Source organism: Luteococcus sediminum, assembly GCF_054783495.1.
Genome location: NZ_BAAGQL010000012.1, coordinates 13,302 through 29,362 on the forward strand (window position 1 = coordinate 13,302; position 16,061 = coordinate 29,362).

The window sequence follows — 16,061 nt, forward strand, 5'->3', positions numbered from 1 at the left end:
CAGCGAGGCCACCTCGGCATCCCGCGACCCTTCCACGTCGCCACCAGGCCGGCAACCCAGCGGGCGGACGCGAAGAGCCCGTAACCGGCCCCGGCGAGGCCCACGGTGACCACGAGCCAGCGCCGGAAGATCAGCTGACTCGCTCCGCGGGCGCCTACACCCAAGTCATGTATGGCTCCATCCCACTGGGAAGCGCCATCGCAGGAATCCTGGGCTAGCACTACGGCACTCGCGCCGCAACCCTGGCCGGCGCGCTCGGCATGCTGTGCTCGATGCTGCCCATGCTGACTCGCACGGTCCTCAACCTGCGTCAGGCACAGGACCTCCACGCCACGACAGGCAACCCGGCAGGGAAGTGACAACGCCTCGAACACCTGACTGGCCGCTCGCAAGGCGCCCATGTGCTGTCCCGTCTCACCGAGGTGGAGCTGCAGGACTGCTCCCACGGCGAAGGGATGACCGCGACACCTCAACCTGATGGGCCGGTCTTGAGGTGGCCGCTGCCTTGAATGACACCGGGGAGCCGGCGCGTTCGGTCAGCAGCGCCGTGCGGTCTGCCGCGACGTTGCGGGTGACAGTCTCTGTCAAGGCTTGGGCAACGGGCTGGGTGTTGTCTGGTGCGGCGGTGGCGTCGAGGATCTGGTGGGCGGCCTTGAGGACGCGAGTGCCGGTGGTGTGGATGACGTCGGCGACGGTGGTGCCGTCGGGGTGGTGGGGGAGGGCTTGTTCTGCCCAGCCGGCGACGTAGGTGAAGGTGTATTGGCTGCTGTCGAGGCCGTGGGCGGCGGTGACAAGGTAGGCGACGGACTCGGCCTCGACCTCGCGACTGCCCCGACAGACCGGGGTCGCATCGGTGGTGGGCTGGTGGAGCAGGACGTGGCCGAGTTCGTGAGCCAACGTCTTGACGGCTTGGGCGTCGTCGACGTCGTCGCGGATCTTGACCGTTCGGGTGGTGTAGTCGGTGTACCCGTTCGCGCCGTGGCAGTCGCCCCGCTCCAGACGGAAGCCCTGCTCGCCGACGAGAGTGGCCAGGGCATGCCAGAGGCCGTCGGGTGCCTGGCCGGTGAGCAGGACGGGTTGGGGTGGTTCGGGGACGGGGTCGCCGGTGGTTTGGCTGATGTCGAAGACGCTGGTGGGTTTGACCCCGACAATCTGGGTGGCCATGAGGGGTTTGCCCTTGTCGTCGAGCAGGGGTGTGCCGTCGGGTTTGGTCTTGGGGAGGCGGCGGGTGACGGGGGCGAGGATGCGGATGCCGTGTTCGCCGCGGGTGACCTGGCGGTGGAAACTCTTCTGCCAGGTGGTGTAGCCGGCGACGAGGGTGGCGTCGGGTCGTTGGGTCCAGATCAGGATGGTGTTGTTGAAGCTGTACTGGTGGAAGCGGCTCGCGACGCGCAGCCAGGCCTGCCACTGCTCGGAGCTGGTGAGGTCGGCGGCCTTGTCGGCGATCTGTGCGTGCAGGTGCTCGAGTTGTTCGGCTCGTTCTGCCTTCTGGGCTTCGGTGGGTGGTCGGCGGGCCATCATCGCACCGACGGGGTCTGGGCGGTGAGCAGTTCCAGGGCGGCGTGGATGAGGTCGTCGACCTGGTCGTTGGGTGCGCCGGCGGCGCTGAGTTCGTCGGCCTCGAGGAGCAGCTGTTCGATGATGAGGGGGCGATCTGCCGTCAGATCAAGTGGTGTGGACGTCATATGGCCTCAAGCCGACACATCCGGTCCCGCGAGCACCAGGACGTCTGGGACTCGGAGGTAAAGTTCTCGTTGGCGGACCCCGACGGGCACTCAACTGGGGTATAGTAAAGACATCGCCAGCCCTTTCGAGGTGTTGGAAGTGAGCCTCGGGATGTCCTGCCGGAAGACAGGGCCCGGGGCTCGCGTTCGTTCTGGCTCACACGTCGACGATGGTGAGGGCTTCCCCAAGTGCGGCGGCGTACGTTTCATCGCCGGTGCGAAGGCTGGAGATTGCGCCGCAGATGCTGTCTGGGACCCAGAGCATGGGTTCCCCAGCGCCGACCCGATGGTGGAGAGTGGTGGCGGGCGATGTGAAGCGCCCCAGGTTCTGTGCCGCTCCTATGCGGGTTGGGGCTCTCGGGTGAGGGCCTCGTAATGGGCGGCCTCGTAGGCCGCGGGGAAAACGTTACCGATGCTGGAGTGCAGCCGGCGGGTGTTGTACCAGTCGACCCAGCCGGCGGTGGCGTACTCGACGTCAGCGATCGTCTTGTAGGGGCCGTCGTGGAAGATCGTGGTACGGATGCATTCGGCCTTGTAGAGCCCGTTGATCGTCTCCATCAGCGCATTGTCGTAGGCTTATCCGGCTAATCGGGGCTGGTCAGGGCCTGTTTCGGTGCTCTGTTCAGGCGATGTGGTCCATGAGGGTGTTGAGGCGGTTGATCAGGCGGAGGTGGCGTTCGGTTTCGGGGTCCCATCCGCGGTGTTGGGCGTCGTCGGCGAGGGCTCTGGCGTCCTCGCGTTGGGCTTGGAGGACGGGCAGGTAGGTGCGGGTGGTGTGGAAGCTGGTGCAGTTCTCGCAGATGTTGGCGTGGCTGCAGGCTCCTTGGGCTGGCGCGCGAAGGCAGTAGCCGCCTGCCAGTGCGGTCTTGATGGTCGGTGTGGTGCGCCAGTCGACGCCGTCGTCGAGGTCCTCACCGGGGGTTGGAGGCAGCGCGCCGATGCGTTGTTTGGCCAGGTCGAGCGCTCGTTCGTATTCGTCACGGACGGTGGAGTCGAACAAGCGCCCGTAGCGCAGGCTCATCTCGGCCGAGGAGTGCCCGAGGATGACCATGAGGGCTTGGAGGGAGACGCCGGCGTTGACCAGGGCGGTGGCGTAGGTGTGACGCAGCTGGTGCGGGGTGACGTGCCCGATCTTCGCGGTCTGGGTGGCGTGGTTGAGGACGTGGCGCAGCCGGTTGGAGCCGATGCGATGCCCGTGGTCGGTGAACAGGAAGTCAGCGGGTTTGCCGGTGCGAGGGTGCGGGATCGGCCTGCCAGGTGTGCGGGTGGTGGTGATCCTGTCCAGCAGAGTGAGGATGTCGGCGTCGATGGGGACCATCCGTTCGGTCTCGAGCTTGCCGAGAGGGACTTTCAGCCAGGACCCCGCGCCGGGTAGGTCGATCACGGTATCCAGCTCCAGGTCGAGCAACTCGCCGATACGCAGCCCGCAGGCGCGCTGCAACAGCAGCGCGTCGGCTGCGAGCCTGTCCGGGTTGTCTTCGAGGGCTTGCTGCAGGCGCCGGTCCGCGTCGGGTGGCAGGAACCTGGGCAGCGGCTGCGGCAGGCGGGGAACATCGCTGCGGAACATCAGTTTGCGAGCCGGTGCAGTGGGCCAGCCCCATTCGGTGATGTCGGTGAGGAAGTTGCTGACTGCCAGGATCCGGCGGGCTTGTTCGGCCGTGGTCAGTGGCCGTCGGGTCGCGGGGCTGGTGATCTGTGGCAGTGAGCTCATCCAGGCCTCGATGTGGGCGCAGCGCTCCAACCGGTCCGGCGTCAGGGTGGCGTCGATGCGGGTGACGAAGGTGGCGAACGCGGCCAGGCGGGTGGTCAGCCCGGAGATTGTGGAGGGTTTGCAGGTGACGGCCTTGCGTTCCAGATAGCCGATCAGCAGCGACTTCATCGGGTCGGGGACCTCGGCCAGGCGCCGCTGGTAGGGCCAGCGGGTCTGCGCTGGTGGCGGCGGGGCGGGCAGGACCTTGTGGTGGAACAACACGGTGCGGGTCGCGGTCGCGCAGCCGCGGTAGTGCTTCCAGGTGCGGCCGGTGGCCTGCTCTCGTTGCTGGCCGGCGAAGTTGAGCGCGTCGAAGTCGGCGGTGGTCAGATCGTCCAATCGCTTGCCGGTGGCGAACAAGACTCGCGCGAGGACCTGGCTGGCCATTGCCCTGGCGGTCTGCTCGCTGTAGTCACAAGCTCGCGCGGCGGTGATGAACTCGTCGAGGTCTTCACCGATCGTGGTGCCGGCAACGTCGCGCCAGATCGAGGAGAACTTGCGATGGACCAGATACTGCCATGACGGGTGCAACCGGCCAGTGACCAGCAGGAACGTGATGAACGGGCGAGTCCCTGAGTTCGCCTGCAGTTGGATCTCCAGCGGTTCATCTGCCCAAGTCTGCGGGTCGGGCCAGCGCTCGACGAAGACCCTCGCCCAGTATCGGTAGGCCGAGTTCCCCCGCCCGGTGCGGGCCAGATGGTCGCGGTAAGCGGCCAGCAGCGCCTCGCCGGTCTCGGCTGGTCGCAGGCCAGTGGTGTCAGTGGGTGCGTGCGCGGCTGCGAGCGGCATCGTATTCGGCTTTCACGTGGATGGGGGCCAGATGGATGTAGCGGGCGGTGGTCTCGACATGGGCATGCCCCAACAGGGCCTGCATCACCGCCAAGTCGACACCGGCCTCGGCCAGGGCGGTGCCGAAGGTGTGGCGCAGCGCATGCGGGGCGCCAGCCGTGACTCCGGCCATGCCGCGGTGGTAGCGAAATACCGTGCGCAGACCGGCCGGTGTGAGGGGCTGTCCGTGGTGCGGGCCCTTGGAGACCACGAACAGTTCCGCTGCGGTGGTTTCGGGGCGCTCAGTCATCAGGTAGGCGTTGAGCACCGCCGCGATGTCGGTGTCGAACGGGACACGACGGTCCTTGGCTCCCTTGCCGTGGACGGTCAGCCAGCGGGCGCCCATGTCGACGTCGGCAACCCTCACCGACAGCACTTCACATGATCGCAACCCGCAATAGAGCATCAACCCGGCCATGGCCAGGTCCCGCTTGCTGTGCAGGCTCGCCAACAGCGCGGAACACTCCGCAGCGGACAAGGCCCGCGGGAGCCGGCGCGGGGTACGCAACCGAAGCCGAGATCGAGGTGCGGGGCGTCGTTTCGTGTGGGCCAGCAGCCCCGAGCGCTCACCAGGGGCGAACCACGACGACGGGCGGCCCTTCGGGATCGGCGAGACGCGGTCGGCGTCCCGCATGGACAAGAACTCATACATCCCCGACACCGCTGCCAGGCGCAGGTTGATCGAGGCCGGTGCGAGCTGGTCCATCCGCCGTCCATTCAGATCGACCACATTCGGACCGGCCCTGCCCGGGATGTGCTCGTGGCGGCAATGGTCCACAAACTCCAGCATCGCCTCGACATCCACGTCGTCGACACTGTGACCCGAGACGCTCAACCAGCGGGCAAAGGCCACCAACCCGTAGCCGTAGGTGCGGATCGTGCGAGGCGAGTAGCACCGATCCGCCAGATAACGCAGATACGCATTCGGCGCCGCCACCAAGTCCTCGTCCGCACTCTCCAGCCGCCAGCCTGTGTCATCATCACGGACCAGCCCCACCACCATCGCCGTGTCCTCCATGCCACAGGACTACGCCCCAAAACCCTTCCTGACAAGGCTCCCGGCCATCATTAGCCGGTTAACAGGCAGTCGCCGACGGTGCCGATCGAGGGGCGGATGTTTTCCAGCGCGAGGTGCTCGGTGAGCGTCAGCGATGTGTACTGACTGCCTGCATCGCTGTGACGGATCAACTGTCCCACTTCGACGGGGTGACCCTCACGGGCGCGTTGCCACACAGCCATTCGCAGCGGTGTCATGACCAGGTCGACGTGCTTGGTGGTCTGCGCGTGCCAGGCCACGATCCGTTGGGAGAACACGTCGACGATGAACGCGACATAGACCCATCCGGCCCAGGTGCGGCAGTAGGTGAAGTCGGTCACCCAGCACCGGTTCGGCGCCGTCGCGGTGAAGTCCCGGTTGAGCAGGTCCCCGGCCCGCACCCCGTCCTTGGCAGGGATCGTGGTGCGGATGCCCTTGTCCCGGCGAACACCTTGGAGACCGAAGCCGCGCATGGCCCGGTCCACCGACCCGAACGACACCCGCTGACCGGTGTGGTTGCGCACCGCGACGAGCATCTTGCGACGTCCGTAGAGGCCTTCAGGATTCATCACCCGCCGACGCGTCTGGTCCGGCAGGTGCTCATGACGCCACACGATCTCGAAGACCGCATTGGCAACTTCGGCGTCACTGAGCAGCCGTTGGCTGATCCGAGGCCTGGTCCAGGCCCGGTAGGTTCGTGCGGCGACCTGGCAGCCCTGCTCCCGCAGGACCCGGCAGATCGACTCGACCGCATACCCCTCGACTCGTTGCTGGTCGATGAAGGCCATGATCAACGGTTGCGGGGGTCGAGTTCCCCCACGAAGAAACTCGTGGCCGCCTTGAGTATGGCCACGTCTTCTCGAAGGCGCTTGTTCTCTGCCTTCAGCTTCTTGATCTCCTCGAGCTCCGCGCTGGTGACCCCGTCGCGGCGGCCGGCGTCGACCTCAGCCTGGTTGACCCAGCGACGCAACGACTCCTTGCCCACGCCCTCCTGTCGGGCCACGGCTTCCAACGCCTTCGACAGGGTCGGGTACTCGCCCCGGTGCTCCTGCACCAACCGCACCGCCCGGGCACGGACCTTCTCATCGATCACTTTCGGCATGCTGACATCCTCTCGAACTCAAAAGGATGCGGCATCAAACCCTGGGCGATTCAAACGCCGAGAACTACCGGACCCGTATCCTGCTCACCAGCGCCGCGAAAACCGTAGCGTGAATACCCGTCACAACAGGGTCATCACCACGAACCGCGAAGAGCCCCGAATGAAGGGGGCGGCCCAGGCGCACCAGGCCCGCGGACTCGGCATCGCCGGGCAGCGGCGGGGGCCGGCGCCAGGGCCGCCAGGCGGCGGGCAGGCGGGATTCGGAGCCGAGGGGAGCGGTGGGCGACATGGGACCAGCCCAGGCGCGCCTCGGACCGGGCCCGAGGCGCACCCGCGGTGGGCGGGGCTCAGATGAGGCCGTGCTCCTCGAGGAGCTGGCCGATCTCCCCGTGCTCGAGCCTGCCGCGCAGGTAGCCGCGCAGCGCGGCCGGGCCGGGCATCTCCACCTTCTTGCCGTCGCGCATGCGCGACGAGGCCTCGAGCAGGTCGCGCACATCGTACGTGGAGCCCCAGGTCTCCGGCACGCCGCGCTCCACGTCGAGGAGTTCGTAGACGGCCTCCATGCCGGTGCGCACCGAGTACTCGGTCGTGAAGATCGTGTCGCGGCCGGTCTCCGCGAACTGCCCGAGGAACGCGAAGTTCGCCGCTCCCTCCGGCACGACCTGCGGCCGGTCACCCGCGCGGCGGGGCATGAAGAAGCTCGTCACGTAGGGCATCATGACCGGCACGCACCGGGCGCCGGTCGCCGCGAGCTCTGGGATCTCCTCGACGGGCACGCCCAGGTGGTAGAGCCACTCCTGGGTGATCTCCTCGCCGGTGCACTGCGCCAGGGGCTTCTTCACGTAGTCGCCGTCGACGTCGACGAACAGTCCGTAGACCCAGACGACGATCTGATCCTTCGGCTGCTTCTTGAAGTGCGGCTGGCGATTGACCGTCCAACTCAGCAGCCAGGAGGAGTCCTCGGCGGTGACGATGCCGCCGGTGACCACGCGGCCGCTGAACGGATCGCGCTGGGCGATGCGCTCGATGTAGGCGGGGATGCGCTCATCAAGCGTCGTGACGGTGGCCGATTCCCACTTCGTCTCCTCGATCGAGGAGCAGAAGACCTCCGGGCGCCCGAACGCCGTGTCCTTCTTCGCGATGCGCTTCCACAGGTCCCAGGCCGGGGCCGGGCCCTCGTTGAGGGCGGCGGGCGTGTGGTGGTCGCCGTCATCGGAGTTGTCCACGAGCGAGCCGATCGTCATGAGCGCGAGGTCGTGCGCGCCGAGCTCGATGGTCTCCTCGGCGCCGTCGCGGCGGCAGCGGATCGCGGTGGCGCGGATCTCGCCGTTGCGGTGGGCGAAGTCCACATCGAGGACCTCGGTGCCGGAGCGGAAGACGACGCCGTGCTCGGTGAGGTAGTGCATGAGTGGCAGGACGAAGGACTCGTACTGGTTGTACTTCGTGAACTTCAGCGCCGTGAAGTCGGGCAGCCCGCCGATGTGGTGGATGAAGCGGTGGAGGTAGAGCTTGAACTCGAGCGCGGAGTGCCACTCCTCGAAGGCGAACATCGTCCGCCAGTACATCCAGAACGGCGAGTCGAGGAACTCGCGGCCCATCACCTCGTCGATGCGCTTGCCCTCCATCTCGGAGCGCTCGGCGAGGAAGATCTTCAACAGGTCCTTCTGCGCCCGCTTCGGCAGGTCGAAGCGGCCCTCGTGGCCGGCGTCCTCGCCCCGGCGCACGGTGGCGCGGCGCAGCGAGTAGTTGGGGTCGTCCTTGTTGAGCCAGTAGAACTCGTCGAGCACGGAGGCGTCCTCGAGCTCCAGGGAGGGGATGGAGCGCATCATGTCCCACAGGCACTCCATGTGGTTCTCCAGCTCCCGGCCGCCGCGGATGACGAAGCCCTTCTCCGGGACGTCGAGGCCGTCGAGCGCACCGCCGGCTATCCCGCCCTTCTCGAGGATCGTGACGTTGGCGCCGGGGACCCCGGCGTCGCGGATGAGGAAGACGGCCGCCGCGAGCCCGGCCAGCCCGCTGCCGACGATGTAGGCCTTCGTCTCCTGGGCGTGCCGCGCGGGGCGGGGGCGCGCGAATGCCTCGTAGTTGCCTGCCGTGTGTTCCATGGTCCGTCCTTCCCGACGCGTGCCGGACGGCGCTCATCCGGCCTCGTAATTGAGTGTACTCAATAATGAGTCGACTACAATCGCGGTATGAGGACTCAAGATGCCGTGCGGCACGGGCAAGCGGCGGCGCCGGGCAGGCGCGAGCGGGCGAAGGCGGACAAGCGCGCCCGCATCCTCGCCGCGGCGCGCGCGCTGTTCGAGGAGCGCGGGTTCGAGCGGACCTCGATGAGCGAGGTCGCGCGCGTCGCGGATGTGGCGCAGGGGACCGTCTTCCAGTACGCGGCCACGAAGGCGGAGCTGCTCATGATGGTCGCCGAGGCGCTCTGGGGCGCCCACGAGCAGGCGAACACGGCCCCGCCGCGCTCCGCGCCGGCGGCGGGGGAGCCCGCGGCCCAGATCGCGGCCCTTATCTCGCCGTTCGTCGCCGCGATGCGCCGCTGGCCCGAGTCCACGACGTGGGTCGCCCGCGAGATCCTCTTCGGTGCGGATATGCCGCACCGCCAGCGGGTCCTCGGCCGCGTCGAGGGGCTCGAGGAGCAGATCGCCGCGCGCCTGCGCCACGACCGGGCCGGCGCCCCCGGCGCGGCTGCGGCAACCGGCGCCCGGCTCATCGTCACCGGGGTGCTCGCCGAGCTCAACCGCTCCCGGCAGGGGCGCATCGACGGCGAGGACGTCGATCTGGTGCTCCGCCGGCTCATCGACCTCGTGGTGGCGGGGGCGGGCGCCGCCCGGTGAACCGGAAGCCGTCCGGGCCGTTCGGGCCGCCGCTGGCACCGGCCGGCGCCGCCGCGATTGCCCACCGCGCGGCCGGCAGGCGCGTGCCCGCCACGGTCGAGTAGGGCCCCACGGTCAGGTCCTCGCCCAGCAGGGCGGGGGCGATGGCGCCATCGGAGAACTCCACTGCCGGAGATGTCGTTGTCCTCGTAGACCCCTGCTGGAGTCCATCCTCTAGCCTTGATGAGCGCCTCGGTGTCCTCCCTGTGGCGGTCCACACCCAGGCGACAGTTCTCGCGATCCTGAGAGATCCGCAGGTAGACGGCGGCCCGCCGAGGCTCAGCACTCATGGAGCCAATGGACGTCAAAGGTTATTCGGCTACGGAACGTGGTGGAGTTCCGCTTCAACGTGTAGCGGGAGCTCCGGGCAGTTTGGTACTGCCGGCGCGGACGAAGCGGAGCGCGTTCAGGCCACCCGCGGGTAGTCGATCGTCAGCAGAGTGTCGTCGCGGACGTCGCGCAGCACGCTCTCGCTGAGTTCTCCGATGCCGATGCCTCGAGCTCGGGAGGGCACCACATCGTCGTCCCCGGGGCTCCAGGCTCGGAGCACAGCGACACGCGATACGTTCGCGACGTGGTCCGGCATTTCACGCAACCACCCGAGCCACGCGTCGGCTTCGATCTCACCGTGGACCGGCGCGTCGTTGCGACGCCCGATGAGACTGTCGCAGTCACACATCCGGCTGGTCAGAGTGTACACCACGGACGAGCCTCGGACTCGACGGGAGGCTATGCGCATGGTGGTCTGCACCGGCGGCATGCCCAGCCTGTCCTCAGTGAATCGCTGGAACTCCGAAGTGAAGGCTGCGGCGTTGATCGCCCACAGATTGGTGGCGCACATGCTCCCGCATTTTACAAGGCGGCAAACAGGAGACTGCGCCAACTGGATGCTGCGACCTCGCTCAACTCACTTCGGGTTCCCCCGGGAAACCGGCTCGAGGCGTTGACGGGTGACCGGAAAGGCCAACACAGCATCCGGGTCAACGACCAATGGCGCATCTGCTTCGTGCGGACCGACGCGGGCCCGGAGAATGTGATCATCGAGGATTACCATTGAGGTGCACTCCGCCTCTCAGCTGCCGCGCGCCGAACCCAGAGGTGAGAGCCTGAGCATCGGTTGGTCCCTCGTCGAGCTCGCCGCCGTTCTGGAGCGGTTCGAGGACACACACGAGTTCATCCTCGCCACCCCCGACGGCCGGGTGCCCACCCTCGACATCAACGGCCTGGCGCTGGCGATGGAAGGCGGGAAGGACCTCGGCCTCCAGACCGCGGCGATCACGGTGCAGCAGGGTGCGGGGAAGCCCGGACCTGCGCAGCTGCGCGACAAGCGCCCCGAGCTCGTCGCACGGCGCGAATCCGAGCTCGCGCTGTGCTGCGCCGGCACCTCGGCCGCATGCTGGTCTCGCAGAACCTGCCGAACACCGACGCGGAGGCCGCATCCATCCGCGACGAGGTCGTCGCGGACGTCATCGCCCGGCATCGCAGCCTGTCCGCCGCGTTCTCGCTCGCGGACCTCGGCTTCACGTACGCCGCGTTGAGCATGTCGATGTCGCGTTGGTCATCGGATGGGCCCCGGGATTCCAGGACCAGCTCGTGGATGCCGCGCGCTTCGAGTTCGGTGATCGAGCGTTCCAGACATTTTCGTCGGGCGCGCTCGGTGCGCCGTTCGGCGGGGATTCTCTGGCGAACGACGACGATGTGTTCTATGCAGGTGTCGGCGATGGCTTCGATGATGGCCTGCCGTCGGCGGGTGCCTTCGTCGCGCCAGTGGACCTTGCGTTGGGACATGCGAAGCGACGACATCATCGTGCGGACCGCGTCCTCTTCGATGGTGGACACGACAGCGGCCGCGAGAATGTAGGTCCCGGGGTCTCGGGCATGGTCAGAGCCGGATTCGTCGACCCAGGCTCGGAGGGCCAGTGGTGTCGACATGTGCGAAGTCCTTGCGGTCAGATGAGTGAGGGAACCGTGATGCTACGCCCCGCTACCTCAGGCAGCGCGGCACCAGTAGCAGATACTTGATTGTCCTGGATGCGCTTCCGATGCGCTCAAGATTCGGTTGGCTCGTCTCTGACGGGCTGTGAGCGGTCACCGCGCGAGGGCTGGTGCCCCAGGGCCAGCTGGGACAGGCGTTGCGCAATCTCGGCGGATCGACCATCAGCGACGTGCTGATAGCGCATGGCGACACCCGCTGTGGTGTGACCAAGCCTGTCCATCAGTTCCCTGGTCGTGGCGCCTGCCTGCGCCGCGAGGGTCGCCCCAGTGTGACGCAGGTCATGCCAACGCAGGTCAGGGCGTCCGGCGGCGGCCCGTGCCGGTTTGAAGACCTTGTAGAGGGACCCATGGTGCATGTGCTCGCCTTGACTGTTGGGAAAGACCAAGGCGCGACGCCCAGCGCCAGTGTGCAGCGTCAGGTGCTCGTGGAGGATGGGACTGATGTGCGGAGGGATGGTGACGTCGCGAATCCCCGCAGCCGACTTCGGGGTCCCGACCACCGGCACGGCAATGCCGGTGCCATCCTTGACCCACCCGACCCCGCGGCGGACTCGGATCACGCCCTGGACGAGGTCGACATCCTCGCGGCGGAGTTCTGTCAGTTCGCCGAACCGCAGGGCACACCAAGCCGCCACGTGGACCATGGCCCGGTACCGCTCCGGCATGGCGTCGGCAATCCGTTGCAGCTCATCAACGGTCGCGGGCCGAATCGCGACAGTGGACTTCGCACGGCCGGCTCCCCTCAGGCGTGCGGGGTTCACCGAGATGAGTTCGTCCTCGACGGCCGTGGTGAGAATCGTGGAGAGCAGCGCGTACCGGTGGGCGCGGGCGGTCGGCTTGGACGGGTCGAGGCTGGCGTACCACTCGCGCACGCTCCGCCGGGTGATGCTAGGCAAGGGGACCGTACCGATCGGATGCTCGGTGAAGGACTTCATGTTGCGGCGGTACTCGGAACGGGTGCGTGGCTTGAGATCGCGTATGGCCAGCCACTGGGGGGCGTACGTGGCCAGGGTTTCCTGGGTCACCTCCACGGGATCCGGCCTCCATCGGTGCTCGGTGACCGCAGCGCTCTGGGTTGCGAGCCAGGCTTGCGCATCACCCTTCGTGGAGAAGGTCATGGGTGCAGTGCGTCGAACCAGATCGGGGCCCACGTATCGCGCTTGGTAACGCCCGCTAGGCAGCTTCCGAATTCCGCCCCAGCTTCCCCGCTTGCCTCGTTGCTTGGTCTCCTCGGAGCCTCGTGCCTTCGATGTCATGGTCCAGTCCTTGCCGTCGTGCCCTATCCGTGCCCTAACGCAAGTCACGAAGAGTCCACTCGTGTCCACTCAACCGGAGGGGGAACACGGGCGCGTCAAGGAGACGCTGGCTTGGGGGAACGTGGGGAAACGCCTAGTCACCGACCCACTTCGTCCGGCGTCCGAAGTCTTCTTCAAATCCTGTCAGCCCGACAGGCCGAGGGCCTTGTCAGAGCGGGAATCGCTCCGGCAAGGCCCTTCTTCGTGCAACAACCGTGCAAGTTGCCGGGGCGAGGCGTAGACGCACGCTGCACGGGTGGGCCCGGCAGCTGCACGCGACGCTCCATGAGGGCGCGGATGATGTCTGGCCTTAGCCTGGTTCGCCGTCCGGGGCGGGGCGCTAGTCGCTGCAGCCCCCTGTTGGACCGCGCGACGCCGATGCCGGGTCGAAAGGGTAGCTGATGTGGTTGTCCAGGGTGGCGCGTTGAGCCGCCACATCGGCCCAAGGTGTTAGGTACAGGCTGGGCCACTGCCTGCCGCATGAGGCACTGGTCGTGCGTGTGGTCTGCCGCTATGCCTTGTACGTGGAGGTTTAAGGGTGGGGGCATGCCTCGAGTCGATCTGGGCGCGCCCGCCATGCGTTGAGCCGCCTTCCGGCCCTATCCATCACATCATGGGCCCGACTTGAGCGATTCGGCGGCTTCGCCGAATGGCGTACGTGTTACATCTTGGCCGCACGTACGTGAGGCGCGTTCATCCGAACAGCTGGGCCAGGGTCGCAGGCCACGCGAGCTTGACCCCGTGGCGAGCACACAAGGTCTGCCAGTGGTCCCCGGCGGGCTCAGCTTCTATGAACAGGATCGGCTGAATCTGGCTGTGGCCCCGCTGGCGCAGGGTGTGGTCGTAGTCCAGGACCTGCCCCAGGCCACGGCGGAGCTGGGCGGTCTGGTTGGCGACCGTGGTGCTCTTGACTTCCACGACGTTGATGGTGCCGTCAGTCGCCTTCCATGCGACGTCGAAGGGGGGATCCTGGACCTCCGGCTCCACGGCTTCGAGGTCGCGCTCGGTGATGGCGTCGGCGAGCAGGTTCTCGAGGCTGCGGTGGCTTCGGAGTCCACGCTCGACGGCGTCGCGGTCGGGGGCTGCTGGGTCGGCGGCTGCGGGGGATACCTCTTCGTTCCGTCGGGAGAAGGTCCGACCGATGTCGCCGGCGCCGTTGGCCGCTTGGCGGTCGCTGAGGACAGGCGCAAGGCGGAACACGATGACTCGGCGTAGTGGACCGCCGCCGGTCTCGGGAGCCTGGCGGTAGATCCATGGCTGTTCGTCAGCTAGTTCGAACTCCCCGGCGTAGGTGACTTCGCCGCCCGCGCCGTTGAAGACCCGGAGCGTGTTTCCGTCATCGACGTGTTGCAGGATCCGCTTGTTGCCGCCGCTGAACTGCTGATCGCCCTTCTGGCCCTCCCCTGCGTAGTAGAAGTGCTCGCCCTCCCACTGGTCGAAGTAGCCGTGTTGATGACCTGAGGAGGCTGCGCTGAACACAAGGACGTTCGGGGTCTTGGAGCTGGCCGTGATGCCGCTCTGTGGGTTGACGCCGTAGTCTAGGTGCAGCTGGACGCGACTGATGGTGTCTCCGACGTTGAGGTTCCAGGCGGGGTCCGGTGTGGGTCTCCGGTTGGGGTCGCGAGTCACGCGGAATCCGAACCCGACCAGGAGTTTGACGACCGTGGCGGCGCCGCCCGAAAACTGGCCCGGGCCCCAGGCGGTACCTCCGGGCATCTGGGCAGCCGCGGCGCCCACGATGGCCTTGGAGTCGTACCGGCGGCCATTCTCGGTGATGAAGTATTCGCGGGCGGGGCCGAAGCCGTACTTGTCGAGGAACGACTCGCGGCCGAGCTGGTCAAACTCGGTCATTGCGGCCTGCACGGCCTGCTGGTTGATTTCGGGTAGCGCCATGACGACAGTCTGACCTACCGGGGCGTCCTGGGGCTGGTGCGTGGCGGCATGTCCCGGTTGAGCGACTTCACCCGTGGATCGGGCGCTATCCGGCTAAGAGCCGGTATGCAGTGCTGCGTCCGACGCCGACCTGCTTGGCCGCCGCTGTGATGGTGGATCCCTCGGCGACGAGCCTGCGCAGCTCCTCGACCTTGGTGCCCGGTACCCCTGGGCGCCCGCCCACGCGTCCCTGGGCCCTAGCCGCGGCTAGGCCGGCCATGGTGCGCTCCCTGGTCTGGGCGACCTCCATGTCGCCGACGGCGGCCAGGACGGTCAGGACTAGGCGCCCGGCGGGGGTGCTGGTGTCCAGCTGCTCGGACAGGCTGGTGACCTTGACGCCGCGCCCGTCGAGGTCCTGCATGAGCGTCAAGAGATCGATGGTGGAGCGGCCCAGTCGGCTGAGGCTATACACGACCCACCTTGTCGCCGTCGCGGACCCAGCCGCACATCTCGTCGAGGGCGGGCCGACTGGCCTTGCGACCGGAGACGCCGGCGTCGATGAACTCACGATCGAAGGTCCCGGTGGTGGCCAGGACGTGCCGTTGCATGACGATGTCCTGGTGGTCGGTGTTGGTGCGGATGTATGCGACGCGTGCCATGAGGTGTCCCTATAGCGGTGTCCCAAGTCCCGATGGTTTCGGGACGCTTTAGAGACAGTCTTGCAGGCGTGGGCCTCGATGTGCTCTATATCGGTCGTTGCTGGGACGATCTTCAGCTCGACGTGGCTCCCGAACGTCCCTGTCGATCGTTGGGCGTCTCGAAGTCCCAGATGGCCCTGTCGAGGGCGCGGGGAGTGACGTTCAGTGCAGCGGCCGCCTCGAACAGCAGGGTCTTGGCATCCGCCTGGGCGAACTCGTCCGAATGGCCCAGCTTTCGGGCCAGGTACCGGGCGACCTTGACGTCAGGCTTGACCATGTCGTCGACGCCGGCGTTCATGAGCAGGTACGACCACGAGAGCGGCCCAAGGCCGAGAACCCCGACCCAAGCGCACCGCACCGTCGCGTCCTGCCAGCCCTGACGCAGCGCCGCGGTGTCCGTGACCGGCACCTCAAGCTCGGCCAATCGGGTCAGCGCCTCATAGATGCCCTCGGTGCGGAGCCGGCTGGTTCCTGGCAACTTGCTGTGGTTGGCCAACTCATCCGTGGCGAAGCGAGCTGGGCCACCGGATGCGTCCATGGCAGCGAGCAGATCGACGGAGGAGTCTGTGGCTGCGGTTGGTCGCAGGGCTCGGTAACGGTCGAGCACCCGCCTCGCTGCTGAGCTGCTGCCTCGGGTCGAGTAGGCGCTGTTCAAGGCACAGAGCGCCAACGAGTCTCGAAACTCGATGGGCAGGCGCCACGTGGCCGGGTCACCGAGGTCACGAAGGAGCTCGTTCGGATCCAACTTCATGTAGAAGATCCTCACATGTGCGAGCGGCCTGGCTGCACCCAACGCGCCGATGCGCACGTGCGGCCCTGCACGGCCACGTGGCACATCTGCTTGTTGACTGTTGATGCCCTGCATGCAGAGCTATGCAGGAA

General features: G+C 67.2%; 14 protein-coding genes, 2 pseudogenes and 1 other annotated feature. Of the genes and pseudogenes, 3 read left to right on the forward strand and 13 right to left on the reverse strand.

Going from position 1 to position 16,061, the window contains the following annotated elements; genetic code table 11:
- Positions 1-414: 414 nt before the first annotated feature.
- From ACYVKA_RS06470 to ACYVKA_RS06500, 7 genes and pseudogenes are all read right to left on the reverse strand, one after another.
- A complete protein-coding gene (locus ACYVKA_RS06470; protein ID WP_460703965.1) occupies positions 415-1,518 on the reverse strand; it encodes an ArdC-like ssDNA-binding domain-containing protein in 1,104 nt (367 codons plus the stop codon).
- Positions 1,518-1,685: a hypothetical protein gene (locus tag ACYVKA_RS06475; protein WP_460703967.1), complete on the reverse strand. Its 168-nt coding sequence runs from the start codon at positions 1,683-1,685 to the stop codon at positions 1,518-1,520. The genes ACYVKA_RS06470 and ACYVKA_RS06475 overlap by 1 nt, the downstream gene beginning before the upstream one ends.
- A 378-nt stretch (positions 1,686-2,063) precedes the next feature.
- Positions 2,064-2,300: pseudogene (locus tag ACYVKA_RS06480) on the reverse strand (integrase core domain-containing protein); the annotation flags it as partial.
- Positions 2,301-2,346: 46 nt separating this feature from the next.
- Positions 2,347-4,263, reverse strand: a complete 1,917-nt coding sequence (locus ACYVKA_RS06485; RefSeq protein WP_460703969.1) for a tyrosine-type recombinase/integrase — start codon at positions 4,261-4,263, stop codon at positions 2,347-2,349.
- Positions 4,232-5,320 (reverse strand): tyrosine-type recombinase/integrase, encoded by a 1,089-nt coding sequence (locus ACYVKA_RS06490; protein ID WP_460703971.1) that lies wholly within the window; start codon positions 5,318-5,320, stop codon positions 4,232-4,234. Before ACYVKA_RS06490 ends, ACYVKA_RS06485 begins: the two co-directional genes overlap by 32 nt.
- Positions 5,321-5,388: 68 nt before the next feature.
- A pseudogene (locus tag ACYVKA_RS06495) lies at positions 5,389-6,440 on the reverse strand (IS3 family transposase); the annotation flags it as partial.
- Positions 6,037-6,171 (reverse strand) — a sequence feature (AL1L pseudoknot). It overlaps the preceding pseudogene by 135 nt.
- 347 nt (positions 6,441-6,787) lie before the next feature.
- Complete coding sequence (locus ACYVKA_RS06500) at positions 6,788-8,545, reverse strand: oleate hydratase (protein WP_028702685.1); 1,758 nt, start codon at positions 8,543-8,545, stop codon at positions 6,788-6,790.
- An 87-nt stretch (positions 8,546-8,632) separates the two neighbouring features.
- Between ACYVKA_RS06500 and ACYVKA_RS06505 the strand changes: the two genes are divergently transcribed.
- Positions 8,633-9,280: a TetR/AcrR family transcriptional regulator gene (locus ACYVKA_RS06505; protein WP_460703973.1), complete on the forward strand. Its 648-nt coding sequence runs from the start codon at positions 8,633-8,635 to the stop codon at positions 9,278-9,280.
- Between the two features lie 445 nt (positions 9,281-9,725).
- Here ACYVKA_RS06505 and ACYVKA_RS06510 read toward each other — a convergent pair whose 3' ends face one another.
- Positions 9,726-10,160: a hypothetical protein gene (locus ACYVKA_RS06510; protein WP_460704061.1), complete on the reverse strand. Its 435-nt coding sequence runs from the start codon at positions 10,158-10,160 to the stop codon at positions 9,726-9,728.
- Here ACYVKA_RS06510 and ACYVKA_RS06515 point away from each other — a divergent pair.
- Together ACYVKA_RS06515 and ACYVKA_RS06520 are read left to right on the forward strand one after the other, a co-directional pair.
- On the forward strand, positions 10,146-10,376 hold the full coding sequence (locus tag ACYVKA_RS06515; protein ID WP_460704053.1) for a type II toxin-antitoxin system RelE/ParE family toxin: 231 nt from the start codon (positions 10,146-10,148) through the stop codon (positions 10,374-10,376). The two genes, ACYVKA_RS06510 and ACYVKA_RS06515, sit on opposite strands and share 15 nt — an antisense overlap.
- Positions 10,377-10,712: 336 nt before the next feature.
- Positions 10,713-11,180, forward strand: coding sequence for a hypothetical protein (locus tag ACYVKA_RS06520; RefSeq protein ID WP_460703975.1), 468 nt, complete (start codon positions 10,713-10,715; stop codon positions 11,178-11,180).
- 187 nt (positions 11,181-11,367) lie between these two features.
- Here ACYVKA_RS06520 and ACYVKA_RS06525 read toward each other — a convergent pair whose 3' ends face one another.
- The 5 genes from ACYVKA_RS06525 to ACYVKA_RS06545 all read right to left on the reverse strand — a co-directional run bounded on the left by ACYVKA_RS06525 (position 11,368) and on the right by ACYVKA_RS06545 (position 16,044).
- On the reverse strand, positions 11,368-12,432 hold the full coding sequence (locus tag ACYVKA_RS06525; RefSeq protein ID WP_460703977.1) for a tyrosine-type recombinase/integrase: 1,065 nt from the start codon (positions 12,430-12,432) through the stop codon (positions 11,368-11,370).
- Between the two features lie 870 nt (positions 12,433-13,302).
- Positions 13,303-14,472 (reverse strand): hypothetical protein, encoded by a 1,170-nt coding sequence (locus ACYVKA_RS06530; protein ID WP_460703979.1) that lies wholly within the window; start codon positions 14,470-14,472, stop codon positions 13,303-13,305.
- Positions 14,473-14,587: 115 nt separating this feature from the next.
- Complete coding sequence (locus ACYVKA_RS06535; protein ID WP_460704055.1) at positions 14,588-14,902, reverse strand: recombinase family protein; 315 nt, start codon at positions 14,900-14,902, stop codon at positions 14,588-14,590.
- A 43-nt stretch (positions 14,903-14,945) separates the two neighbouring features.
- Positions 14,946-15,140, reverse strand: a complete 195-nt coding sequence (locus ACYVKA_RS06540) for a recombinase family protein (protein ID WP_460703981.1) — start codon at positions 15,138-15,140, stop codon at positions 14,946-14,948.
- A gap of 112 nt (positions 15,141-15,252) precedes the next feature.
- Positions 15,253-16,044 (reverse strand): hypothetical protein, encoded by a 792-nt coding sequence (locus ACYVKA_RS06545; RefSeq protein WP_460703983.1) that lies wholly within the window; start codon positions 16,042-16,044, stop codon positions 15,253-15,255.
- Positions 16,045-16,061: the final 17 nt, after the last annotated feature.